The sequence below is a fragment of the Carboxylicivirga agarovorans genome, from assembly GCF_050589845.1.
Lineage (GTDB): Bacteria > Bacteroidota > Bacteroidia > Bacteroidales > Marinilabiliaceae > Carboxylicivirga > Carboxylicivirga agarovorans.
The window spans coordinates 89,975-114,995 of sequence record NZ_JBNGPA010000016.1 but is presented as its reverse complement, the minus strand read 5'-3'; the positions used below and the strand labels follow the sequence as shown (position 1 = coordinate 114,995).

The following is a 25,021-nucleotide window of genomic DNA, read 5'->3' as shown; positions in this document are numbered from 1 at the left end:
CATTCGTTTTTATATTTCTAAGTCAAAATGACATGTATCTACCTGTAAGATAGGACAATGTGTCTTGTTTGTGCCTTGAGGTATGGCATTTGATAATTGCTTTTTATCAAAAGAAAATGTCATGAATTTTAATAATTATACAATCAAGTCGCAGGAAGCTATTCAGCAGGCTCAGCAAATTGCACAGTCGCTGAGTCATCAACAAATAGAGAACGCTCATATTTTGAAGGGTATTTTTACAGTTGATGAAAATGTGCTGCCTTTTATTCTCAATAAGCTTGGCGTTAATACGGAGCTATTTAAGCAAACTCTCGATAGTATTATACAGAGTTTCCCCAAGGTAGAGGGAGGAGATGTTATGTTGTCGCGTACGGCCACATCCATGCTTCATGATGCAGCCAATGTGGCTAAAAAGATGAAGGATGAATATGTTGCCGTTGAGCATTTGATGCTGGCCATATTAAAAGCCAAGGATGAAGCGTCTAGTTTAATGAAGGATAGTGGCGTTAGTGAGCAGGAATTGGGCAAGGCGATTGCCGAGTTGAGAAAAGGAAAAAACGTGACTTCACAATCGCAGGAAGAAACCTATCAGTCACTGGAAAAGTATGCACGCAACTTAAATAAACTGGCCAATGATGGAAAGCTTGATCCTGTTATTGGACGTGATGATGAAATACGCAGGATTTTGCAGATCTTATCCCGGCGGACAAAGAATAATCCGATGCTGGTGGGAGAACCGGGAACGGGTAAAACCGCAATTGCAGAAGGACTGGCACATAGACTGGTCAAGGGAGATGTGCCTGAAAATCTGAAAGATAAAATCATCTACTCATTAGATATGGGAGCGCTTATTGCGGGTGCCAAATACAAGGGGGAGTTTGAAGAGCGGCTAAAGGCTGTAGTAAAAGAGGTTATTTCTGAAGAGGGGCGCATTGTGTTGTTTATCGATGAAATCCATACGTTAGTGGGAGCAGGTGGAGGACAGGGAGCTATGGATGCAGCTAATATTCTTAAACCTGCTTTAGCACGTGGAGAATTACGTGCCATAGGAGCTACAACTTTAGACGAGTTTCAGAAGTATTTTGAAAAAGATAAGGCCCTGGAGCGACGGTTTCAGAAGGTGTTGGTGGATGAGCCCGACAAGGAAAGTGCTATTTCAATTCTCAGGGGGATAAAAGACCGTTATGAGAAGCATCATAAGGTAAGGATAAAAGACAGTGCTATTGTTTCGGCGGTAGAGCTGTCACATCGCTATATAAGCGATCGTTTTTTACCCGATAAAGCCATTGATCTAATGGATGAAGCTGCTTCAAAACTGCGGCTTGAGATGAATTCTAAACCGGAAGAATTAGATATTCTGGATCGCCGGATCATGCAGTATGAAATTGAGCTGGAAGCCATCAAGCGAGAGAACGATAAGGAAAAAATCACGCAGATCAAAAAAGAACTGGCCGACCTAAAAGAGCAGCGTAACAGTATTTTTGCCAAATGGGATAGTGAGCGCAGTGCAGCTGAACAGGTACAGACCATTAAAACAAGGGTTGATCAGCTTAAGCAGGAAGCTGATAAGGCAGAGAGGGATGGAAACTTTGGTCTGGTGGCAGAATTACGCTATGGTAAAATAAAAGAAGAGGAGGAAAAGTTAGAATTGGCGCAACAACGTCTCAATGAAAATCAGGAAAACGCTTTAATTAAAGAAGAGGTAAGCAGTGACGACATTGCTGAAGTAGTGGCCAGATGGACCGGTATTCCTGTTGCTAAAATGTTGAGTAGTGAACGTGAAAAGCTGCTGAACCTGGAAAATGAATTACATAAGCGTGTTGTTGGTCAGAATGAGGCCATTGAAGTCGTTTCAGATGCCGTTCGCCGTTCAAGGGCTAACTTGCAGGATAGCCGTCGCCCAATTGGCTCATTCCTATTCTTAGGGACAACAGGAGTTGGTAAAACCGAATTGGCCAAAACACTCGCCGATTACCTGTTTAACGATGAAAATGCTATAACCCGCATTGATATGAGTGAATACCAGGAACGGCATGCGGTTAGTCGTTTGGTTGGGGCACCTCCGGGGTACGTTGGTTATGATGAAGGAGGACAGCTTACAGAAGCGGTTCGACGCAAGCCTTATTCGGTTGTATTACTGGACGAGATAGAAAAGGCTCATCCGGATACCTTTAATATCTTATTGCAGGTCTTGGATGAGGGGCGTTTAACCGATAATAAAGGTAGGGTTGCTGACTTCAAAAATGCCATTATCATCATGACGTCTAATATGGGATCGCCTATTATACAAAACAAGCTGGAAGGTATGGATATGCAACAACGCGAAAATATGGTTGATGAGACCAAAACAGAGGTGATGAAACTGCTAAAGCAATCGATCCGTCCCGAGTTTTTGAACAGGATCGATGAGCTGGTGATGTTCACGCCTCTTAACCTGGACGAAGTGAAGGAGGTTGTGCAGATTCAAATAAACGCGCTGAAAGAACGCTTACACCAGAATCAGTTATCATTGGAATTGACTAAAAAGGCTGTTGATTTTATTGCCGAACAAGGATATGAACCTCAGTTTGGAGCGCGACCTGTAAAACGGGTTATTCAGCGTTTGGTGTTGAATCAGTTATCCAAAAAGATACTGGCCGATGAAATTATGGCTAATTCAACCGTATTGGTTGATGTTGAAGACAATGAACTGGTATTTACAAACAAGTGATATTGGTGCTTGTAATACTCAGAAAATAAAATAATTGAATGGAATGGATAAAGTGGCCTGTGATTATCGCGGGCCTTTTGCTATTAATAGCAATCGGTGAAATTTTGCTATATTCAAACATTTAATAGTGATTACTGCATTATGGAACAAAATAAAATTATTCAGCTAAAAGAGGTGGAGCCTCAGGATATTCCTCCGAAGGATTATAAAGAGTATATCTACATGCGCAGGTTAGTTGAAGAATTAAATAAAAGAGATTTGCCACAGGGAGTGGTAGAGTTTATCAATGATAACCTTGAACTGATCAACCACGCTATTGAAAACAAGTATGAGTTAAAAAAACAGATCAAAACTTCTAAAAAGAATATTCTGAGATTTTTGGAGAAGCAGTTAAAGATAGTTACCAAAAATCATTACCGAAATCTTTGGATGGCATTGGGTATGACGGTGTTTGGTGTGCCTATGGGAATTGTATGGGGGCAGGTAACCGATAATATGGGAAGTCTTGGAATTGGAATAGCTATTGGAATGACTATTGGCCTGGCACTGGGTAATTCAATGGACAAGAAAGCAGCAGGTGAAGGCCGGCAATTAAATATAGAAGCTAACTCCTGATAGAAACAATTACACAATGAAATTAACGGATAAGGAGAAGTTTGCTCTTGAATTTATCGAGCAGTATAGCATCAGAGGTTTTGGCTCGATGAACAAAAATGATTTTGAGGTTTTAATCTTCAATTTACTTCGTAAATATGGCGATTTAAAGGAGAAGTCAAATTTTGAAATAAGCCTTGACCTGCAAATACCCGAAACGAAAGTGCGACGTTTGTCCTATGAAAGTGATTTAAAATATGGTCATATCACAGAGTCGGATGTCAAGGTAGAGTTTTTTAAAATTGTTGCCCGGTCAAAGTTGAGAGCTGACCTGAACAAGGTTGAGTTTGTGATAGAAAATAAATTTATAAGGACAAGCATAGGTGCCCAGCTAAAAAAATTAGGGCATTATGCCGATAGTTCTTTTAATTCAGAGATCACACGAATTCATATTGAATCATTTGTTGACTTACTGGCGTATTACTATCCTCAGGAAGCCATAGAGCGTATCGTGAAGGAATGCCAGGCAACAATTAAAGGAGACAAGGAAAACCCTGTCACATTCAAATCTATTTTACGAAAATTCCTTGAAGGGGTGGCAGCTGAATCGGGGAAAAAAGTTGTTGATATTGGAGCTGCATTTTTTACCGGAGGTGCAGAAAATGTTATTCCCCTTATAGGTCAACTTAAAAACTACCTCTCTGATTAGCCAATGATTGAATTGTGAGGGAGAACATACTATTAAAAGCTACGCCCTAATTAAAAGGGAGATGGCAAAGCTCACATTATACAGGTTCCTGTAATAATTGCGTGCTTTGCATCCAGGCTTTTGGTAATGGAAACCCTTTTATGCATTTAGCTTGCAGAATTCTACTTTAAGAATTTCACTGTAAACTTCTTTATCACTCCAGGCATCTTCCCATTCAGGATAAAGGGTTTGAGAAGCAAACATCAGGGCATCCAACATCAGGATATCTTTTTTGCCGGCTAAATATTCAAATAATGCGGTGTGCAAACTCATTAATTCGAACGAATGAATGGCTTTTCGTTTAAAAACGCCAGATGCTGTCGTATTTTTAATAAAATCATCAGATACAAGACCGCCATTTTTTCCCTCTCGGTTAATAACAGATTCATGCTCCAATCTGATCAGGATGTCATCGGGATATATAGAAAGAGCTTCATCCAGTTGGCGAAGAATCTTCTTTGGCGCTTCCTCCTGTATTTCCATTAATACAATTTTAATAAGCACGAGGAAAGAAAGCTCCGGGTAACGGTTCGCCAGTTTTTTGGGATTGAGCTTTTTAAGATCATCAATGTCATCAAGTGCGTTTAACACATCTTCAATCAGGTCATCGTGCTCATTGATACCTCCGTTCATGGTCGCCGGAATGACATCATCATCCGTATCCACATCAAAGAAATGAAGAATGGTATTGCGGGCATCCATCACCTTATCAAGCCCATAGTAGTTATAAAACAATCGTTTACTAACATATAACAGTTCTGTTGCCGCATCTTCATCGCTGGCGTCATTCAATGCTATTAACTCCTTAAAACGCTTTGAGTCTTCATGACGTTCCTTTAATGCTTCACTATATATGTATTCTTCTATGGGTAATTCTTCTTCGTACATGCCTTTAGGTGTTAGCTGTTATTTGCTGTAATATGATTTATACCAATCGATGAATTCTTTTAAACCTTTGTCAAGACTGGTGTCTGGCTTAAAACCAATCCGGTTTTCCAGATCAGAGATGTCTGCATAAGTTTGATATACATCTCCTTTTTGCATGGGCAGGAAGTTTTTGATAGCTTCTTTGCCAATGTATTTTTCGAGTGTTTTGATAAAGTCCAGTAGTTTAACCGGCTTGTTATTACCAATATTAAATAAACGATAGGGTTTATCAATTTCTTCAGGCCTGTCAAAGGGTAAGTCAATTAGTTTTTCAATGGCTTTAACTATATCATCAATATAGGTAAAGTCACGCTCCAGATCACCATTATTATACACCTGTATGGCTTCATTTTTGACAATCTTATCAGTAAAAGAAAAGTAAGCCATATCGGGGCGGCCAAATGGGCCGTAAACTGTAAAAAATCGTAAGCCGGTAATTGGAATTTTATATAAGTGGGCATAACTATGCGCCATCATCTCATTCGACTTTTTAGTGGCGGCATAAAGTGAAACGGGTTCATTGCAGGCATCTTGCGTGCTAAAAGGAGTAGCTTTTGAATTGCCATAGACAGAACTTGATGATGCATATATCAAATGCTTAACAGGGTAGCGTCGACATGCTTCCAGAATGTTAATAAAACCAATCAGGTTACTGTCAATGTATTTATACGGTTGTTCAATGCTGTAACGAACACCGGCTTGTGCAGCCAGGTTAATGACATAATCAAATTGTTCATTCTTAAATAACTGATTAAGCCCTTGCTTATCACATATATCCTGTTTGAGAAAGCGAAAGTTACTGTATTTCTCCAACTCCTTTAATCTGTCTTCTTTAAGTTGGGTGCAATAGTAACTGTTAATACTATCAATCCCTATTACTTTACAGCCCGATTGAAGTAACTGCTTACACAGATGAAATCCGATAAAGCCTGCAGCGCCAGTTACTAAAATACTACATTTTTGATTTGCGATCATGTTTAGGTTGAATTATAAAAATTAGGCTGCTAATACCTTATTGTCGTAATAAATAAGTCATTAAAATGGTCTGGTAATCTTAATCCTTTTTAAAACTGGCATCATCGAGGTTAACAACCAGGGTATAGCCAATGTGCTGAATTCGAAGAATGATTTTTTTCTTTCCCTGAATGTCAATTACCTCTCCTTTAATGCCTTCAAGTGGACCTGATGTGACAGTGATTTGCTGTCCTTTTTCAATCTGGTTGGCTTCAACACTGAAATCCAGTTGATTCTCAATGGTGCGTTTCATGGCTAGAATATCACCATCAGGAATAACACAAGCTTTCCCCTTATAGGATACATATGCAACAACACTATTTGCTTTAAAAACTTCACGATAAGCTGCCTTGGGAATTTTCACAAAAATATAGGAACTGATAACAGGCATTTCTACCCACTTTTTTCGGTCACTCCATTGCCTTAATGTCTTTTTTAAAGGCAAATAGGTTTCTATTCCAAGTGTTGTTAATTGTTCCAAAGCTTTTTTCTCACCACGTGATTTGGTATACAATGCATACCATTGTTTGTCTTGATTATTGTCCAAAGCATCTAATTTTATGCGAAATTAACAAAAAAAGTATAAGGAAATATTGATATTTAGATGTTATCTGATAATATTCAAACTTACTTTTGGATTAGTTTTGCTGTTACTTTAAGATCAAACTAAATCAAAAACAGAATCGTATGTTAAAATATAAAGTTGGTTTTTTATTGCTTACAGTATTATTGTCTGTAAGTGTCGCAGCCCAATTTAATGGGGGGAAACACTCTAATGGTGATAGGTTTTATGCAGAAATGCCATTTGAATATATCCATGATAAAATCGTAATTAAAGCATCGATTGATGGTGTTGAAGGTCGCTATTTGCTTGATACAGGAGCTATGTGTATTTTATTTAAAGATAGTACTCACCGTAGCTTTTCACAATCGAGAGAAATCAGTATTGGAGATGCTACAGGTAAAAAGGAAATGGCCCGTTTAGTAGTGTCAGAGAATATAAAACTCGGAGGTTTGAGTTACCAGGAGATTCCGATTCTTTATGTTGATGTGTTTGAAGGGCCTTTTAAATGTCTTGGTTACAAGGGTATAATCGGAAGTAATTTGCTGAGATTTGGTGCGTTTAAGATTGATTGGCAAAAACAACAGCTCATTATCGCAGATTCGTATCAAACCATTGAAGGGGATAAAGCTAAAGGGGCGAAATTAAGGGTTAATAAGCAGCAAAGCTCCCCCTTTATAAAGGTCAGGGTCAATGATCAGGATATAAAGTGGGTGTTGATCGATACAGGAAGCGGAGACTCTTTTGCCTTATGGAATGAAACTGCAAAATGGTTAAGAGGCAAAGATGCAATAGCTGCGCCGGTATATATGTCTGATGGAACCAATTCGCACGGGGCCTGGGGTGCAGGAGAGTATGAGTCGCAAATATACCATCAAATGAATCTGCAAATAGGACAATCACTTTTTAATAATGCGATTATTGAAGCAGGAGCCGGGAAATCAAAAATAGGGATGAAAGTGCTGGAGCAAGGGACCTTTACTTTGGACTATCCCAAGAAGCGATTTTTCTTTAATGTTGAAGACCCTGAGCCTATTAAGGTCAGGAGTTTTGGCCTTGATATTATCATGAAAGATGATCAGTTTGTCGTTAATGGAGTTTGGCAGGGCAGCGAGGCTGATGAACTGGGTATTGAAAAAGGAGATGTGATAATAGATGTGGAAGGAGTTAACTTTATGACTAAAAGTGCCTGCGAAGTGTTTTTATCACTCAAAGATATAACAGAAGATAAGGAGCAATTGGTGTTCACTATTCAAAAGAACGAAGGAGAAGAACTTGAAAAATATCAATTATCCAGAATTAAGTTTTAGGTTTTCATTGTTCTTAAGCTCTCCATTATCAAATATTAAATCGTATATTTGCGCTCAAATTTTTGAAGGTATAACTATTGGTTACTCCCAAATTAAATAATGGGCTCATTGATAAAAAGATAGTAGTTATTTATAAGGTTGTTAACTAAGAATAAAGGCAAATATTAATGCAGGAAAAAATCATTATTCTGGATTTTGGTTCTCAGTACACGCAATTGATTGCAAGGCGAGTGCGCGAGATTAATGTGTATTGTGAAATTCACCCATTTAACAATTGTCCTGAGCTGGATGAATCTGTAAAGGGTGTTATTTTAAGTGGAAGTCCTTACAGTGTGCGCGATGAGGAAGCACCAAAACCTGACTTGACTGCTATTAAAGGAAAGATGCCTTTGTTAGGAGTTTGTTACGGTGCTCAATATTTATCGCAGTTTTATGGAGGAGAAGTTCAACCGTCTAAAACGCGCGAATATGGTCGTGCCAACCTTGAGTATGTTGACAAAAGCAGTGAATTATTGACAGGTGTCAGCGATCATTCACAAGTTTGGATGTCTCATGGTGATACTATTGTTAATCTTCCTGAAGGATATAATATTATTGCCAGTACCAAAGATGTAAAGGTTGCTGCTTATAAAATTGAAAGCGAGAAAACTTTCGGAATGCAGTTCCATCCTGAAGTATATCACAGTACAGAAGGAACGCAAATTCTTAAGAACTTTGTTGTTGGAGTTTGTGGTTGCAAACAGGATTGGACACCAGATTCTTTCGTTGAAACAACAGTTGCTGAATTAAAAGCAAAACTAGGAAACGATAAAGTTGTACTTGGATTATCAGGCGGTGTTGACAGTACGGTTGCAGGTGTGTTATTACACAAGGCAATTGGTAAAAACCTGACTTGTATCTTTGTTGATAACGGCTTACTTCGAAAAAATGAGTTTGAGGCGGTGTTGGATTCATACAAACACATGGGCTTGAATGTTATTGGTGTAGATGCTAAACATGAATTCTTAAGCGAGTTAGATGGCGTGTCAGATCCTGAAACAAAACGCAAGATCATTGGTCGCGTGTTTATTGAAGTATTTGATGCAGAAGCACATAAAATACAGGACGTGAAGTGGTTGGCACAAGGGACTATTTATCCTGATGTTATTGAATCAGTATCAGTTAACGGACCGTCGGCAACCATTAAATCACACCACAATGTAGGTGGTTTACCTGAAGAAATGAACCTGAAGGTGGTTGAGCCATTGAACTTATTATTTAAGGATGAGGTTCGTCGTGTTGGTCGTGCCATGGGTATTGATGATAACCTGTTAGGTCGTCACCCTTTCCCTGGACCAGGATTAGCTATTCGTATCTTAGGTGATATTACTGCTGAAAAAGTGGCCTTGTTGCAAGAGGTGGACCATATCTTTATTCAGGGGCTGAAAGATAGTAACCTGTATGATCAGGTATGGCAGGCAGGTGCTATGTTATTACCTGTGCAATCTGTTGGTGTAATGGGTGATGAGCGAACATATGAAAAAGTAGTGGCCCTGCGTGCTGTAACATCTACTGATGGAATGACAGCCGATTGGGTTCATTTGCCATATGATTTTCTTGCACGTGTATCAAATGATATCATCAATAAAGTCAAAGGCGTTAATCGCGTAGTTTACGATATTAGCTCAAAGCCACCTGCGACCATCGAATGGGAATAGGATAAAGTGATATTTTATAAAAAATATAAGGCCGGAGGAACTTTTTCTTTCCGGCCTTTGTTTATCTTTATAGTTCAAGTCACATTATAGCTGCGGGTAGCATAATTCCTGCTATTTGAACAACATTAGAACATAACTAAAACGGAGAAGATGGGTATTAAGAAGAGTTTGATTTTAAGCGTTGCGTTTATGATGGTTGCACTGCTTGCCAGTGCCCAGGTTTATGATAAAAACATTCAGAAATTACAGTTGACGTATCAATTGGTTAATTCCTTATATGTTGATTCAGTTGATAACGAAGGGTTGGTTGAGGAAGCCATTGTTGGCATGCTGAAGAGTCTTGATCCCCATTCAGTGTATATTTCAGCCGATGAAGTGGCTGCAATGAATGAGCCTTTAGACGGTAGTTTTGAGGGGGTAGGAATTCAGTTTAATATTTTGGATGATACCCTTATGGTTGTCAATCCTGTTATAGGAGGTCCATCCGAGAAAGTTGGAATTCGTGCAGGCGATCGTATAGTGGAGATTGATGGTGAAAATGTGGCTGGTATCGGCATTAAAAACAGTGATGTCTTTAAATACTTAAGAGGTAAAAAAGGAACGAAGGTCAACCTGAGTATTCTACGCAAGGGAACCGGTGGAGAGCTTAAGTTTGTTGTTACCCGGGATAAAATACCATTGTATAGTGTTGAGGCCGCTTATATGGCAACACCAAAAACTGCTTACATTAAAATTTCGCGTTTTGCCCTTAATACCCATGATGAATTTGTTGAGGCGCTTGAAAAACTTGAAGAAGAAGGATGCGAAAATTTGATTCTTGATTTAAGGGGCAATGGTGGAGGTTACCTGAAAGCAGCGATTGATATCGCTGATGAATTATTGGATAAGGACAAACTTCTTGTATATACTGAAGGTTTGAATAGCGAGAGGCGCAATCACCATGCAAGTAAAAAAGGCTTGTTTGAGAAAGGTAACCTTGTTGTACTAATAGACGAAGGGTCTGCATCAGCCAGTGAAATTGTATCTGGTGCTGTTCAGGATTGGGACAGGGGACTTGTACTTGGACGACGCAGTTTTGGTAAGGGCTTGGTTCAGCGTCCATTCGACTTTCCTGATGGATCCATGATTCGACTGACCATTGCCGAATACTATACTCCTGCGGGCAGATGTATTCAAAAAGACTATACAAACGGTGTTGCTGCCTATCACAATGAATTAGGTGAGCGTTACCTTCACGGTGAGTTGTCCAATGAGGATAGTATTCATTTCGATGAATCGCTGGAATATAAAACTAAAGTTTCTGGTCGCACCGTATATGGTGGTGGAGGAATAATGCCGGATGTGTTTATTGCAGTTGACACGACCATGTATTCTGATTACTATCGTGATCTGGTTGCAAGTGGGGCGGTTAACCGAATGATTTTGAATTATGTGGATGGAAAACGTAATGAACTTGAAACTAAATACCAGGATTTTAAAACCTTTGAAAAAGAATTCATAATCTCAGATGAAATTTTAGGCCTATTGATTAACGAAGGTAAGGATGAAGATATTGAGGAGGACAAAGAACAATTGGAAATTTCACGTCCATTAATTGAGGCACAGTTGAAAGCTCTGATAGCGCGTGATCTGTTCTCATCGTCAGAATATTTTCAATCCATTAATCCAATTTCAGAAACTTATAATAAAGCCGTTGAAATTGTAGAGTCTAAGAGAGATTATTCACAATACCTGAAATAAACCGAAATAGCTCACCAAATTATTAGTGTTTGAATGATAGATTTTATTTATCGTTATGGATTTGAAGTGGCAGGAACTTTCGCTTCTCTGATCTATTTATTTTATTCAATTCGTGAAAAAGCATGGCTGTGGCCCTGGGGTATAGTAGCATCGGTCATTTCACTTATAGTCTTTTACCAGTCGGCTTTATATGCTGATATGGGTTTACAGCTATACTATGTTATCATTAGTGTTTATGGATGGTGGTATTGGTTAAGCGGGCAAACTAAAGAAGAAGTATCAGTCACAATTAAAGGATTAAGGTGGCAATTACTACTTAAGCTGATCGTTATTGGAACTATCCTTTATTTTGTTTTGTTATCGGCTCTGTTAAAAATACCTGTAATGGTAGATATCGCCAGCTCAGATTTGCCTTATCTGGATTCCTTAACAACAGCGGCTTCTATCGTAGCAACCTGGCTGCTGGCACGTAAGTATATTCATCACTGGGTGTTCTGGATAGGCATTAACACCCTTTCAATGGGAATGTATATTTATAAAGGTTTGTATTTTTATGGCTTTTTATTCCTGGTATACACCATTGGGGCAGTTGTCGGTTACTTTGAGTGGAAACGATTAATGGTTCAGCATGCTAAATAAGAGACCTAAGATAATTGTGTTTACAGGGCCTGAATCAACAGCCAAATCGACATTATCACAAATGTTAAGTGAAGAATATAAAGTTCACTGTGTGCCCGAATATGCAAGAGAATATGTGGCTGGCCTTGATCGTGATTATGCTTATGAAGATGTTGAGGCCATTGCAAAGCATCAGATTGCATCGTACAGGAAAGCATGCGGGTTGAATCAGGCCTTTGTTGTTTTTGATACCTTTTTAATTATTACAAAGGTGTGGTTTACTGAAGTATATAAGAAAGTGCCGGTCTGGTTTGAAGCTTTTTTAAAAGACGTAAAGATAGACCTGCACCTCTTATGTTATCCCGATATTGAATGGGTTGCCGATGGTATTCGCGAGAATGAGAATAAGCGCATGTACTTGTTTGAACAATATGAACAAGAGCTGAAAAGATATAGTTTCAATTATCGGATAATTAATGGCCGGGGCGATGAACGTTTCCAGCAGGCAAAGAACCATATTAACCAAATATTATAGGATATGACCTCTGATCATTTTTCAAGAGTTAAACAGGCAATAGAGGAGCTATCGCGGGAGCATAGCTACAAAAGTGTTTGTCATCCAACATTTAAAGACCACAAAATGCCATCAATTATGGCATTGGAGGAAATTGTCAACCTGTCCCGGGAAATTATTTTTCCAGGCTATTATGGCAATAGCTCCATTCGTCCCGATAGTGTTAGCTATTATATTGGGGTGAATACTGAAAAGTTATACAGTTTATTAGTTGAACAGATCTTTGCCGGTCTTTGCTTTATGTGCGATAAACCAGAGGGCTTTGACCTGGGCGAACGAAAAAGTCTGGCACATGACTATGCCAGTCAGTTTATTGGTGAGCTACCTGAAATTCGCCGTATGCTGGCAACCGATGTTGAAGCGGCTTTTCTCGGAGATCCTGCTGCGCAAAGCAAAGGAGAGGTTATTTTTTGCTATCCGGCCATCAGGGCCATAACTAATTACCGTGTGGCTCATGCGCTTCTGACTATTGGTGTGCCGCTGATACCACGTATGATCAGTGAAATGGCACATTCAGAGACAGGGATAGATATCCATCCGCGTGCAACGATTGGAGAGTACTTTAGTATTGATCACGGAACAGGTGTTGTAATTGGAGCAACCTCAATAATTGGAAAAAATGTAAAGCTTTTTCAGGGAGTGACCCTGGGAGCAAAGAGTTTTCCATTGGATGAACATGGTAATCCGATAAAAGGAATTCCTCGTCACCCCATCATTGAAGATAATGTTGTTATATATGCACAAGCAACCATATTAGGACGAATTACTGTCGGTGAAAATTCGGTTATCGGAGGTAATGTGTGGGTGACCAACCCAGTAATGCCGGGTTCGAAAATTGTACAGTTTAAACCCCGTGATTTATTGTATGCAGAAGGTGGTGGTATTTAAAATTGTCAAACAAAAAGTAGTTTTAATCCGAAAATACCATGGCTTTACCAAATAGTTGCACCAAATGAGGGAAAGCTGATGTATTTAATGTAAACTTGTGCTGAAATGACGAATAGCATAATTTTTCTATATTTGTAGGCAATTAGACCATTGGGATGGCATTTGAACTTAAAAATTGGTATTTAGAGAAGAAACAAGGGGAGGTTATTCTGGAGTATAACGGAAGTATTACACCAGATTTAATTTCTGAAGCTCTACAGTCCATTGAAAACAGTTTGAACATGAAGAATGAAAAGAATCGTGTTCGAAAGAAAGTTTACAATGTATTTGTTGAGAGTTTACAAAATTTATATCATCATGTCGACTTGCCGCCATCAACAGCACCAGTTGAACAAAGTAGCAATTTTGGCATTATTATCTTAAGTAAAGATGGTACCTTTTACCGCATCTCTACGGGCAATTTTGTGAAAAAGGAAAAATTAAATTATATTAAAGACCGAATTGACCAGGTAAACTCTCTGTCAGACGAAGAAGTTCGTATGCTTTACAGAGACATACTTAATAACGATGAGTTTTCGGAAAAAGGAGGGGGAGGCCTTGGAATGCTCGATATCGTTAGAAAAACAGGCAATAAATTAGAATATTATTTTTATCAATTTGATGATGAATACATCTTTTTCTCGCTAGATGTATACATTAGTTAACCGTATAGCTACCAGTATGGAAACAATTATTCGTGAAGGAAGTCCAAAAACACCATTTGTAAGACTGGATGGGGAAAATGGAGTGGTTGAAATAAAAGGCCGTTCTATTCCTGAAAATTCTGTTGAGTTTTACAAGCCCATAATTGATTGGCTTGAGAAGTTTGGTGATACACCTTCTGAAGAAACCAACGTCAACATCCAATTAGAGTATTTTAATACAAGTTCATCTAAATGTATTTTAGATATTTTTAAGCGCCTCGAACTCATTCATAAAAAAGGAAATCCGGTTGAAATAAACTGGTATTATGAAGAGGACGATGAAGATATGTTCGAAGCTGGTGAAGATTATCAGTCGATAATTAACATACCTTTTAAAATGATTGAAATGGAAGAGTAATAACCTTCCTTAAGAAATACAGGAAGCTGGTAAGTTTAATACTTATCAGCTTTTTTTCTGTCTTTAATATACCAGCCGATAAGGGTTCTTAATCGTAAAAGGTTGGGCAGTACTCTGAAGTATAGTGCGATAAACAATATGATATTAATAAGCCATATGATTATTGTATTCGCATAAAAGGTACCCACATGCACCTTGTTTACTTTCTTGGTAGGTGCCAGAAAATGTGCTTTAACAGATGATTCAGGATCCTGATAAATGGGATCAAGCTTTTGCCAGAGAGCTCCGTTATATTCAATAATCTTATTGGAGAAGAAATTGTTTGAATTTGTTACAAAGCGTTCAAGGTCATCGTTGTGATATTTGTTTTTACTATCAATATAGGCTAACCTGCTTTCTTCAGTCTTTGTCAGGTCTTTAACCTTCTCATCTAGTCTTTTGTCTGCCTGATTGAAAAGCGTTTTATAATACTCTTTTAATTGAGTGAGATAATTACTGATGGAATCAATTTCGCCCGATCTGACTTGTGTTGAAATGGTACGCGGTTTTGTTGTGCGCTCAGGATATAGTTTATAATGCTTCGCTAATTCTTGATTAATCAGACTAACAGAGTAGTTGCGTTTTTCTGTGTCATTAGCCTCATTGGACGGGTCATAAGCTCTGATCTTTGAAAGGTGGCTGTTAAGAGCAGGTATCCAAAACTCTTTTCTGTATTTAGCCTGGCTCTTTAGCTTTTGGTAACTGTAAAACTGTTCATCAAAGTCATTTTCCATAAATTGGGCTACAGCCAATGCTTCAAAGGCCCAGCGAGCTGTAATGATTTCTCCGTATAAAGGTATCTTTTCAGGACTCGAGATGGCTGGATTCAGACGATCAAAGCTAATAAATACGCCACTTAAGATCAGTTGAGGAATGATCAGGAATGGTATGATGATGTATATATTAACTGTTTTCTTGAATGTGTCTGATATGTTCAGTCCCAGTATGTTGGCAAATACAGAGCAGCTAAACAGAATGAGCCAGTAATGGAGAAACATACCATTCAGTTCAATGATGTAGTTTCCTATCAAAACGAACAAGGCCGATTGAATAGCTGACAGTCCGGAAAGAATAAAGAGTTTTGAAAACAAGTAACTCAACCTGCTCAAATTGAGGAACGATTCCCGCTTTTTAATCTTCCTGTCACTTATTATTTCTTCGGCACTAACAGTTAAGCCAACAAACAAAGCAATGATTACCGACATGATGATGTAAACGGTAATATTCGGATTCTTGGCAAAACTATATACCGAATCGGTTGCATTATCTACATCGTAATACCTGATGATGGATGCAAGCAAAAGTGCAAGAACCGGAGTTTCCAATAGGTTTATCAGTAAATATTGCCTGTTGGATAGCTTGGAAGCAATGTCCCTTTTCATGAAGATGAATAACTGCTTCAGCTTATTGGGTATTTGAAAGCTTATTTTCGGAAGGGTGGATCTTTCCGATACCGGAGGATCATTCGATTCCCATCCATCATGAAATAAATCGTACCATTCTTTGGGATCAACGCGCCTTGTTTGGGTGAAGTTACCATACTCATCAAGTATTTGCGAATTGACGATATTGAGTATTTGCTCAACATTCACATTACCACATGTGGGGCATTCACTTTCATCCCGATTGGCATGATTAATACATGCCTTAAAATAATTGACACTTTCAACCGGATCGCCGTTGTAAATTAAATAACCACCAGTGTCCAGTACGAGCAACTGGTTGAACATTTTAAATATATCAGACGATGGTTGATGTATGACCACAAAAACCAGCTTGCCTCTGATCGAAAGCTCTTTCAGCAGATCAATAATGTTGTCTGAATCCCTTGAAGAGAGCCCTGATGTCGGTTCATCCAAAAATAAAATGGATGGTTCACGAATAAGTTCTAAGGCTATGTTCAGACGTTTACGTTGCCCCCCGCTGATCTTCTTATTGAGAGGGCTGCCTACCTTCATAAATCGAATCTCATAAAGGCCCAATGAACTTAAAAGTTTTAAGACTTTTCGCTTTATCTGGTATTCATGAAGGTTATCAAAACAAAGTTTGGCATTGTAGTACAGGTTTTGGTAAACGGTTAAGTCTTCCATCAGAAGATCATCCTGAGCTACATAACCAATTAAGCCCTTAGCCTGATCTAAATTTTCATGAACATCTATTTCGTTAAGATAAACATGACCTTTTGTAGGTGCTTCTATTCCACTTAGAACATTAACGAGCGTGCTTTTTCCCGCTCCGCTGGATCCCATGATACCAACCAGTTTTCCCGATTTGGAAGCAAAAGAAGTGTCATGAAGACCAATGGCTTTTTTACTAAAGTGGTACTCTACATTAATGCACCTGAAATCAATGGCATTATCCGTATTGTCGCCAATAAACTGCCCGAATATATCACTGTAAAAAATGGTATCGATCAGTTTATTTCGCAGAGAACTTCCGGGGTTTAAGATCTGGACTCGTCCTTCGGTGATTAATTGACCATTCATAGTTAAGTCAATATTCCCCCGAAAGCGAAAAGCAAAGAGATTGACAGACTTAAGGTGCACTACCCGTAATTCTCCCTTTAGGTTATCCCAATACAAATGTTTGAAAGCTGTAGGCTCATAGAAGGTCTTATTATCTACGATCAATACATTTTTTGAATCGGGTAGCTCAGAAAATGAACTTGTAATAAAGCTATTTAATAAGAGGTATTCCTCTTGAGGTATATTAAATGTTTGCGCAACAGTTTCAATGAACTCACGTTCATATTCACTCATGCCAATATCAATATTCAGAAATTCAGTTAATTGAATCAGAACTATTAACTTCTGATAATAGGTCAGTGCTTCATTTATCTCTGTGGCTATCTTAAGAACCTTTACTGAGCTTGCAGAGTGTCTTTTGCGGAACTTACCCTTGTCGGATAGGCGTTGTTCGTTTTCTTCGTGTAGTCGGTCAAACAACTCGAGATATTCTTCAACCAGTCTATTGTTAAGCTGCTGATTCAGAAAAGACTTGACAATGAATCGTCGGGATTTTACTTCGGTGCGGGGAAAGGCAATGAGGGCAAAAAGTTGTATAAGTGCTTTTAATATTTCCTCGCTCATCCTACCTGGTCAAATAACCTCTTTGAGGTTAGTATTTAGTTAATTTGGAAATGAATCTATTGGTTCATTTCATCAAGGCTTTTAAATCCAATCATTAACATTGCAATTCCTGATGTTGAAACTTCAGGGTTTAACCTTGCTTCAACAATGCACTCAACAGAACCTTCTATTTTAAAATCCCATGAGCCTGCAGCCTCAAATTGCTCATTAGAGAAAAGAAGGTTACGCTCTTTGTCATAAATGGAGAACAGAATATTATTGTCCTGATGACTTGAAGCAACAACACGATACATACTTCCGGAAAAGAATGTAGTATGAAACTCAGCAACTTCTGATCCTGTTAAAAAGGCTCTGAAAGGCTGGCCGCTTGCAACAAACGGCGACTTGAGTTCGTTAATGCATTTCGAGAATAAAACGTCTTCTTGTGAATTTAATTTTAACGGAGATACTATTGCTAATACAGCTAATAAAAATAAAATTACCGAGCGCTTCATTTTAAATGTGCTTTTATAGAGATTTAACAGGTTCAAATTTTTCAGAAAGATATTTAAAAGTTGTCAATAATAGTTGCTGTGAATGAAAAAAAATCAAAAATAATATCCTTAGCTATTGATTTTATGTGTAGATATGATATAGATTTCATCCAGGCAATCACCATATAATTACTTTTTTCATTGTTTAGTTGATATATTTTTATCAACTATGCATTTGATAAGCCTAACGTACGGCGCTTAATTTAATTGTACTGCAACGAAAAATAACTATAAATAACTAACAATGAAGAAAAGTGTTTTCTTATTTCTATTGATTGTGTTTTCTGCCACAACAATTAATGCTCAGCTAAGCATTGAAGATGTTATCCACGGTGGAAAAACATTTTACAATTACTATCCACGTGCATTAAATGTTGCTTTTAAGGGGGATGCCAACCAGTTGGTTATCCAACGTAATGATTCTGTTTTTGTGCAGGCACTTAAATCAAATGCCGAATTTCTGGCCTTCGATTTGAAATGGCTAAATGATGTTCTTGAAAATGGTAATCACAATAAGCTAAGTCGCATGCCACGTTTAAAGTGGGAAACCGCAACGCGCTTTTCTTTTGCCGGCACAGAAGGTTTTTTTACCATAGATGAGAGTACCGCTCAGGTTGAAAAGTTTGTAAACCGTGATACCAATGGTGCTAATTTTGATTTAAATAATGATAAGAAGACGGTTGCATATACGATTGGTAATGACCTCTACATAAAACAAGGAAATGGTGAATCTGTATTTGTTGCCGGTAATGAAGGTGATGATATTGTTTTTGGTCACACGGTACATCGCAATGAGTTTGGAATTGATAAGGGGACATTCTGGTCTCCTGATGGTTCTTACTTAGCTTTCTATCGTGAGGATAATTCAATGGTTAGTGATTATCCTTTGGTTAATGTGGCAGAACGTGTGGCAAGGGTTGAGAACATTAAGTACCCAATGGCCGGTATGGATAGCCATCAGGTGAAAGTGGGTGTATATAACCTAAGTTCGAAAGAAACTATTTACCTGAAAACCGGTGATCCAAAAGATCGTTACTTTACAAATGTTTGCTGGACACCTGATAATAAATACATACTTATCGCTGAGTTGAATCGTGGACAGGATCATATGGAATTGAAAAAATATGATGCCGTAAGCGGAGAGTATATATCCACTCTTTTTGAAGAAAAGGATGAGCGCTGGACAGAGCCTCAACATCCTGCGTTGTTTATTCCAGGTAAAAAAAGTGACTTTATCTGGCAAAGTCAGCGAGATGGATTTAACCATCTTTATATATATACATCAAATGGTCACTTAGAAAAGCAACTGACAAGTGGTAATTGGGAGGTGACAAAAGTGCTGGGTTTTGATAAAACCAATAAAAACATTTTTATCGAGTCCACTAAGGAAGAAGCATTAGAGCGTCATGTTTATAAAGTGAGTCTTTCTTCTGGGAAAATGACCCGCGTCACCAATGAGCCTGGTGTACATCGTACTAAAATTAGTAAAGACGGGCGTTATGCTTTAACGACCTTCTCATCTTTACATGTGCCTTCAAAGACGAACCTGAACGATACACGAGGCAGAAAGATCCGCACCTTGCAGGTCGTTGAAAATCCGTATGAGGGCATTGAGATTGGTAAAGTGGAAATGGTAAAGTTAAAAACAAAAGATGGTCAGTTTGACTTAAATGCACGTGTTGTGCTGCCTGTAGACTTTGATGCATCAAAAAAATACCCGGTAATTGTTTATGTATATGGTGGTCCGCACTCGCAAATGGTACAAAACCGGTGGTTAGGCGGAGCTCGTGGCTGGCAATTGTATATGGCTCAAAAGGGTTACATTGCTTTTACGCTTGATAACAGGGGAACATCATACAGGGGTAAGGATTTTACCCAGGCTATTCACCGTCAGATCGGGCAGCCAGAGGTTGAGGATCAGATGCAGGGAATAGAATACCTGAAGTCATTACCTTATGTCGATACTGATCGTATTGGAGTCCACGGATGGAGCTATGGTGGTTTTATGACCATTTCAATGATGACACAACACCCTGATGTATTTAAGGTGGGAGCAGCAGGCGGACCTGTGATCGATTGGAAGTATTATGAAATAATGTATGGTGAACGTTATATGGATACTCCTGAGGAGAATCCGGAAGGTTATAAGCAGGCTAACCTGAACATGCGGGTAAATGATCTTGAAGGACGCTTATTGGTAATACATGGTGCCATTGACCCTGTGGTGGTTTGGCAGCATAGTTTGACCTTTGCCCGTGAATGTGTTAAAAACCGTGTTCAAATAGACTATTTCGCCTACCCAAGGCATGAACACAATGTAAGAGGAAAAGACCGGATTCATTTAATGGAAAAGGTAACGCAATATTTTGATGATTTCTTGTAGTAGTTGCAAATACTGCAAAAGAAAGCCTGGTAAGTTCAATCTTATCAGGCTTTTTTTTGTAAGAACTAAAGAAAAGATTTTTGTCTGCTATAGCAAGTCTTTTTGTTGAAATATTAGGCTGGTGCTAATGTTCACAAAACCAGCAGGTAAGCTGTGTCGTGTTGTGGCTGGTGAAATTGCCTGTATCTCTAACTGTCAGAATTGCAGTTGATTGTCGTTGTTGTTGCCCTGTAAGGGGCAAAATATGTTATAGAACCATATTTGTAACTAGGTTATTAACAGATTTAATTCAATATTTGATGAAAAATTTCTTTAATGCTAAGCTATGGAACTAAAACAAAAAGCACAAGCTGGTAGTTTCGAGTCAAGTGATATACTTGTAATGGTTGAACCTGTTGAGAAAGGAGCAGGCCGCCTGATTGAATTGAAGTCTATTGTTATGCAGCAATTTGGTGAAGACTTGTTAAGTCAGATTCATGCGGATCTGGACAAATTTCAGATCTCAGATGTTCGACTGATTATAAATGATAAAGGAGCATTACCGCCAACTGTTTCGGCCAGGGTGGAAACCGCATTAAAGAGGGCTGCCCAATTGCAAACCGGAACCTTAAACTAGCGAATGATGGAAGTGAAACAAAAAACATTTAAACGGCGAACCATGCTTTACATTCCCGGTAATAATCCGGCAATGCTTCAGCAGGGGAGTGTGTATGGTGCCGATGGCGTTTTACTCGATTTGGAAGACGCAGTGGCATTAAACCAGAAAGATGCAGCCCGTATCCTGGTGTCACATATGCTGCAATATATTTCATATGAGGGCTGTGAAGTGACAGTTCGGGTTAATCATATTGATACTCCATTTGGACTTGAAGATTTAAAACATATTGTTCCATTACAGCCTGATGCCATTCGCCTGCCTAAAGTGGAAACCCTGGAAGAAATTGAGCGGATCATACATGTGATTGAGCAGATAGAAACAGAGCATCATTTGCCCCATGACCGGATGAAGGTGCATGTTATGATTGAAACAGCTTTAGGTGTTCAGAATGTCTATGACATCGCTAAATATTCAAAACGTATTGATGCCATCTCTATCGGAGGACAGGATCTGGCTGCTGATATGCAACTGGTGAAAGCTAATGATGGAATAGGAATCGATTATGCGCGCAAGCAGATTGTAATGGCTGCTAAGGCATGCAAAATAGATGTGTTCGATACCGTTTTTGTGGACGTGGAAAACGAAGAAGGTTTACGCGAAGAGGCTGAGTACATTAAAAAGCTGGGCTTTACAGGTAAGGCAATTATAAATCCGCGCCAGATAGAGATCGTTAACGAGGTATTCACGCCCACTGAACAGGAGATCAGGAAAGCGGCCAAAATTGTAAAAGCCTTTGAACGAAATAAAGCTGAAGGTATCGGTGTATTTGCAGTCGATGGAAAAATGGTTGATGCACCTGTTGTCCAACGTGCTTTACGTGTGTTGGAAATGGCTGATATTGATGTTGAATCGCTTTAAATCGTATTGTTGTGAAAAATAAAGTAAATATTGATATACCCCTTGAATTGACCGGCATTGGAAAGCTCGAGCCATTTGAAGGTGCTTTTACAAAGCTTAAAAAAGGATGGATGGAAGAAAAAACAGTTCCACCGCCCAATAAAGCGAAGATGCCGCATTCCAATAAGATGTGTGATACCTTGCGTGAGGCGATCATCAAAACCAACCCAAGGGATGGTATGACTGTTTCATTTCATCACCATTTGCGCGGAGGTGATAACCTGGTGTTTGAATCCATTAGAATACTGGCGGAGCTGGGTATTAAAGATATTACACTTGCTGCAAGTAGCCTGACGACAGCTCATGATCCTATTCTGCCTTATTTCAAAGATGGAACAATTACACAAATATACGCCAGCGGCATCAGGGGTGAACTGGGGAAAGCCATAGCTGAAGGTGTTTTGCCAAAGCCTTTCGTGATTCACTCCCATGGTGGACGTGTACGTAGTGTGCATACCGGTAAGATCAAAATCGACCTGGCTATTCTGGCTGCATCGGCTTCTGACATTGAAGGTAATGCAACCGGTGCCCATGGTAAGTCAGCTTTTGGTTCCATGGGTTATGCAGCCATCGATTCGTGGTATGCCAAACAGGTAATTGTGGTGACCGATACCATTGTTGATTATCCTTGTGTCCCTCAATCAGTGACACAAAATTACATCGATTATGTTGTCAAGGTTGATTCCATTGGTGATCCTTCAAAGATCGCAGGTGGTACGACGCGTATTACCAAAGCGCCAATGGATCTTCAAATTGCTCGCCTGGCTGCTGAAGTGATCGAAAATTCGGGTGAGTTAAAGGATGGTTTTAGCTTTCAGGTTGGGGCAGGAGGTGCTTCACTGGCTGTAGCCAAGTATATTCGTAAAATAATGAAAAAGCGCACCATAAAAGGTAGCTTTTTACTGGGGGGTGTTACGTCCTATGGGGTAGATATGCTTAATGAGGGCCTGTTCAGCTCTATTTTTGATGTGCAGTCGTTTGATGCGGCAGTGAGTTCTTCATTAATGGATAATCCCTATCACATAGAGATACCGGCAGGTCTGTATGCTAATCCCTTTAATTGCGGATGTATGACCAACAAACTGGATATTGTTGTACTGGGTGCACTTGAAATAGATACGGAATTCAATGTCAACGTGATCACCGGTTCGGAAGGCTATGTGCGTGGCGCATCCGGTGGGCACAGTGATACGGCATCGGGTGCTAACCTGACTGTAGTGGTTTGTCCTTCATTCCGTGGTCGTATACCAATTGTCAAAAAGAAGGTGCATACCATTGTTACACCGGGTGAAAGTATTGATGTTCTGGTTACGGAGCGGGGTATCTGTGTTAATCCTGAACGTCCGGAGCTAAAAGCTAACCTGGAAAGGGCAGGTATCGCTGTTAAAGATATTGAGACGCTGGCCAATGAGGTGGAAGGTATTACCGGAAAAGCCAGGCCTATTGAAACAACAGATCGCGTGGTTGGAATAGTTGAGTATCGTGATGGAACTGTAATTGATGTTATACGGCAAGTGAAAGAATAATGGAAGTACCACTGGAAACAGAAGTCTTTGGTCGATTACTGGAAGCCCGGGAAAAGCGACAGGATGAAAAGCTGAAAATGGTCAGAAGCGGCTATCATTTAGTGTCTTTACAGTTAAATATTCCTGGTTTGCCAAAGTCAAACGCTGCCTTGTTATCATTTATTCATAAGGTTGACAGGGAGTTTTCGTTCTATTTGCAGAGCCAAAATCCTAATTTTAAATGGCAGGATAAGCAGACGATCCATGATGTATCGGGAGATGCAATTATTTATCTTTTCAAGCATGAACAAGTTGACCCGTTTGAGTTGAAGCAGATAACCGAAGCATTTGAAGAAAGCTTCGAACTGGGACGAGTTACAGACCTGGATGTTATGACATCAGATGGTAAGCCTGTTTCATCAGGAAAAGCAAAACAATGCTTTATTTGCAAAGAGTCTGCAGAAAACTGCAGGAAATTAAAGCGACATTCCATTGAAGAAGTCAGGCAGGCCATGTTAGATGCGATTGACTTGTATTTGCTAAAGCAGCGTAACAATGAGTTGCTTAATAAACTTGCCTCATTCGCAACAAAAGGTTTACTGCAGGAGGTTGTATTAACGCCAAAGCCAGGATTGGTTTGCAGGAATTCAGCCGGTTCACATGGCGATATGGATTTTATTAGTTTCATTAATTCAGTATCTGCTTTATCACCGTATTTTATCGAGTTAAATAAGTACGCCCTGTCCTTTGAAGGTGCGGATGTTTCAAAAGCATTGCCGTATATCAGAGTCACAGGCCTAAGAATGGAAGAGGCCATGTATCAAGCGACCGGTGGTGTGAATACGCATAAAGGTGCTGTATTTCTGTTGTCGATAAGTTGTTTTGCCGTGATCAGAGTTGTTAAAAAGATTGGTTATTTAAAGCTCAACTCTTTTTCTTCTGTGATTCAGCAATTGACGAGGGGCATGGTTCAAAATGAATTGTGTTCAGTTAAAAATGATGCGGAACTAACACACGGTCAGCAATGTTTTAAAAAGTATGGTCTTCAGGCTGCGGGAGCCAGGGGTGAAGCTGAACAAGGTTTACCAACGGTTCTGCATCATGCCATGCCATTTCTTTTGGAACGCCTGAAAAAAACATACGCCTTACATAATGATGCTGAACTTAATGAACTGCTGGTGCCTGTTTTGTTAAAGATAATGACGGTCAATAATGATACGAATATTCTTTACCGTCATAATAAAAAGGTGCTGGAAACGGTCAAAAGAAAAGCCCATGAAGCCCTACTGGCATGGGACTGTGGCAACAGGCAGTTGTATGAAGAGTTTGTCGCCTGGTGTAATACCAATCGCATCTCACCGGGAGGATCGGCCGATTTACTGGCCTTGACAATAACGTTGCACCATTGTAAAACTGAATTTGCAAAAAAGTAAA

At 39.2% G+C, this 25,021-nt stretch carries 21 protein-coding genes; 16 read left to right on the top strand and 5 right to left on the bottom strand.

Annotation, left to right across the window (positions count from 1 at the left end):
- Positions 1-121 precede the first annotated feature (121 nt).
- From clpB to ACRD69_RS15710, 3 genes are all read left to right on the top strand, one after another.
- Complete coding sequence (gene clpB, locus ACRD69_RS15720; protein ID WP_430816066.1) at positions 122-2,710, top strand: ATP-dependent chaperone ClpB; 2,589 nt, start codon at positions 122-124, stop codon at positions 2,708-2,710.
- Between the two features lie 141 nt (positions 2,711-2,851).
- Positions 2,852-3,325, top strand: a complete 474-nt coding sequence (locus ACRD69_RS15715; protein ID WP_430816065.1) for a hypothetical protein — start codon at positions 2,852-2,854, stop codon at positions 3,323-3,325.
- A 16-nt stretch (positions 3,326-3,341) separates the two neighbouring features.
- A complete protein-coding gene (locus ACRD69_RS15710; RefSeq protein WP_430816064.1) occupies positions 3,342-4,013 on the top strand; it encodes a hypothetical protein in 672 nt (223 codons plus the stop codon).
- A gap of 138 nt (positions 4,014-4,151) precedes the next feature.
- On the opposite strand, the gene ACRD69_RS15705 is transcribed toward ACRD69_RS15710, so the two are convergent.
- The 3 genes from ACRD69_RS15705 to ACRD69_RS15695 form a co-directional block, all read right to left on the bottom strand.
- Entirely contained in the window at positions 4,152-4,940 is a 789-nt protein-coding gene (locus ACRD69_RS15705; RefSeq protein WP_430816063.1) for a hypothetical protein, read from the bottom strand.
- An 18-nt stretch (positions 4,941-4,958) separates the two neighbouring features.
- Positions 4,959-5,954 carry an NAD-dependent epimerase gene (locus ACRD69_RS15700; RefSeq protein WP_430816062.1) on the bottom strand — a complete coding sequence of 332 codons (996 nt, stop codon included), beginning with the start codon at positions 5,952-5,954 and terminating at the stop codon, positions 4,959-4,961.
- 79 nt (positions 5,955-6,033) lie between these two features.
- On the bottom strand, positions 6,034-6,540 hold the full coding sequence (locus ACRD69_RS15695) for a UpxY family transcription antiterminator (protein ID WP_430816061.1): 507 nt from the start codon (positions 6,538-6,540) through the stop codon (positions 6,034-6,036).
- Positions 6,541-6,680: 140 nt separating this feature from the next.
- On the opposite strand from ACRD69_RS15695, the gene ACRD69_RS15690 reads away from it, so the two are divergent.
- The 8 genes from ACRD69_RS15690 to ACRD69_RS15655 all read left to right on the top strand — a co-directional run bounded on the left by ACRD69_RS15690 (position 6,681) and on the right by ACRD69_RS15655 (position 14,483).
- Entirely contained in the window at positions 6,681-7,865 is a 1,185-nt protein-coding gene (locus ACRD69_RS15690; protein WP_430816060.1) for an aspartyl protease family protein, read from the top strand.
- A 167-nt stretch (positions 7,866-8,032) separates the two neighbouring features.
- Positions 8,033-9,562: a glutamine-hydrolyzing GMP synthase gene (gene guaA / locus ACRD69_RS15685; protein ID WP_430816059.1), complete on the top strand. Its 1,530-nt coding sequence runs from the start codon at positions 8,033-8,035 to the stop codon at positions 9,560-9,562.
- Between the two features lie 150 nt (positions 9,563-9,712).
- A complete protein-coding gene (locus ACRD69_RS15680) occupies positions 9,713-11,302 on the top strand; it encodes a S41 family peptidase (RefSeq protein ID WP_430816058.1) in 1,590 nt (529 codons plus the stop codon).
- A 33-nt stretch (positions 11,303-11,335) separates the two neighbouring features.
- Positions 11,336-11,941 carry a nicotinamide riboside transporter PnuC gene (gene pnuC, locus ACRD69_RS15675; protein WP_430816057.1) on the top strand — a complete coding sequence of 202 codons (606 nt, stop codon included), beginning with the start codon at positions 11,336-11,338 and terminating at the stop codon, positions 11,939-11,941.
- Positions 11,931-12,455: an AAA family ATPase gene (locus ACRD69_RS15670; RefSeq protein WP_430816056.1), complete on the top strand. Its 525-nt coding sequence runs from the start codon at positions 11,931-11,933 to the stop codon at positions 12,453-12,455. The genes pnuC and ACRD69_RS15670 overlap by 11 nt, the downstream gene beginning before the upstream one ends.
- A gap of 105 nt (positions 12,456-12,560) precedes the next feature.
- A complete protein-coding gene (locus ACRD69_RS15665) occupies positions 12,561-13,382 on the top strand; it encodes a serine O-acetyltransferase (RefSeq protein WP_430816055.1) in 822 nt (273 codons plus the stop codon).
- A 155-nt stretch (positions 13,383-13,537) separates the two neighbouring features.
- Positions 13,538-14,086: a SiaB family protein kinase gene (locus tag ACRD69_RS15660; protein ID WP_430816054.1), complete on the top strand. Its 549-nt coding sequence runs from the start codon at positions 13,538-13,540 to the stop codon at positions 14,084-14,086.
- 16 nt (positions 14,087-14,102) lie between these two features.
- Positions 14,103-14,483 (top strand): DUF1987 domain-containing protein, encoded by a 381-nt coding sequence (locus ACRD69_RS15655; RefSeq protein WP_430816053.1) that lies wholly within the window; start codon positions 14,103-14,105, stop codon positions 14,481-14,483.
- Between the two features lie 35 nt (positions 14,484-14,518).
- Here ACRD69_RS15655 and ACRD69_RS15650 read toward each other — a convergent pair whose 3' ends face one another.
- Positions 14,519-17,611, bottom strand: coding sequence for an ATP-binding cassette domain-containing protein (locus tag ACRD69_RS15650; protein ID WP_430816052.1), 3,093 nt, complete (start codon positions 17,609-17,611; stop codon positions 14,519-14,521).
- Between the two features lie 56 nt (positions 17,612-17,667).
- A complete protein-coding gene (locus tag ACRD69_RS15645; protein WP_430816051.1) occupies positions 17,668-18,105 on the bottom strand; it encodes a hypothetical protein in 438 nt (145 codons plus the stop codon).
- 283 nt (positions 18,106-18,388) lie between these two features.
- On the opposite strand from ACRD69_RS15645, the gene ACRD69_RS15640 reads away from it, so the two are divergent.
- The 5 genes from ACRD69_RS15640 (at position 18,389) to ACRD69_RS15620 (ending at position 25,020) form a co-directional block, all read left to right on the top strand.
- Positions 18,389-20,527, top strand: a complete 2,139-nt coding sequence (locus tag ACRD69_RS15640) for a S9 family peptidase (RefSeq protein WP_430816050.1) — start codon at positions 18,389-18,391, stop codon at positions 20,525-20,527.
- Between the two features lie 325 nt (positions 20,528-20,852).
- Positions 20,853-21,143 (top strand): citrate lyase acyl carrier protein, encoded by a 291-nt coding sequence (citD, locus tag ACRD69_RS15635; RefSeq protein ID WP_430816049.1) that lies wholly within the window; start codon positions 20,853-20,855, stop codon positions 21,141-21,143.
- 6 nt (positions 21,144-21,149) lie between these two features.
- Positions 21,150-22,043: an HpcH/HpaI aldolase/citrate lyase family protein gene (locus ACRD69_RS15630; RefSeq protein ID WP_430816048.1), complete on the top strand. Its 894-nt coding sequence runs from the start codon at positions 21,150-21,152 to the stop codon at positions 22,041-22,043.
- 11 nt (positions 22,044-22,054) lie between these two features.
- Complete coding sequence (gene citF, locus ACRD69_RS15625) at positions 22,055-23,608, top strand: citrate lyase subunit alpha (protein ID WP_430816047.1); 1,554 nt, start codon at positions 22,055-22,057, stop codon at positions 23,606-23,608.
- Positions 23,608-25,020, top strand: coding sequence for a triphosphoribosyl-dephospho-CoA synthase (locus tag ACRD69_RS15620; RefSeq protein WP_430816046.1), 1,413 nt, complete (start codon positions 23,608-23,610; stop codon positions 25,018-25,020). The genes citF and ACRD69_RS15620 overlap by 1 nt, the downstream gene beginning before the upstream one ends.
- Position 25,021: the final 1 nt, after the last annotated feature.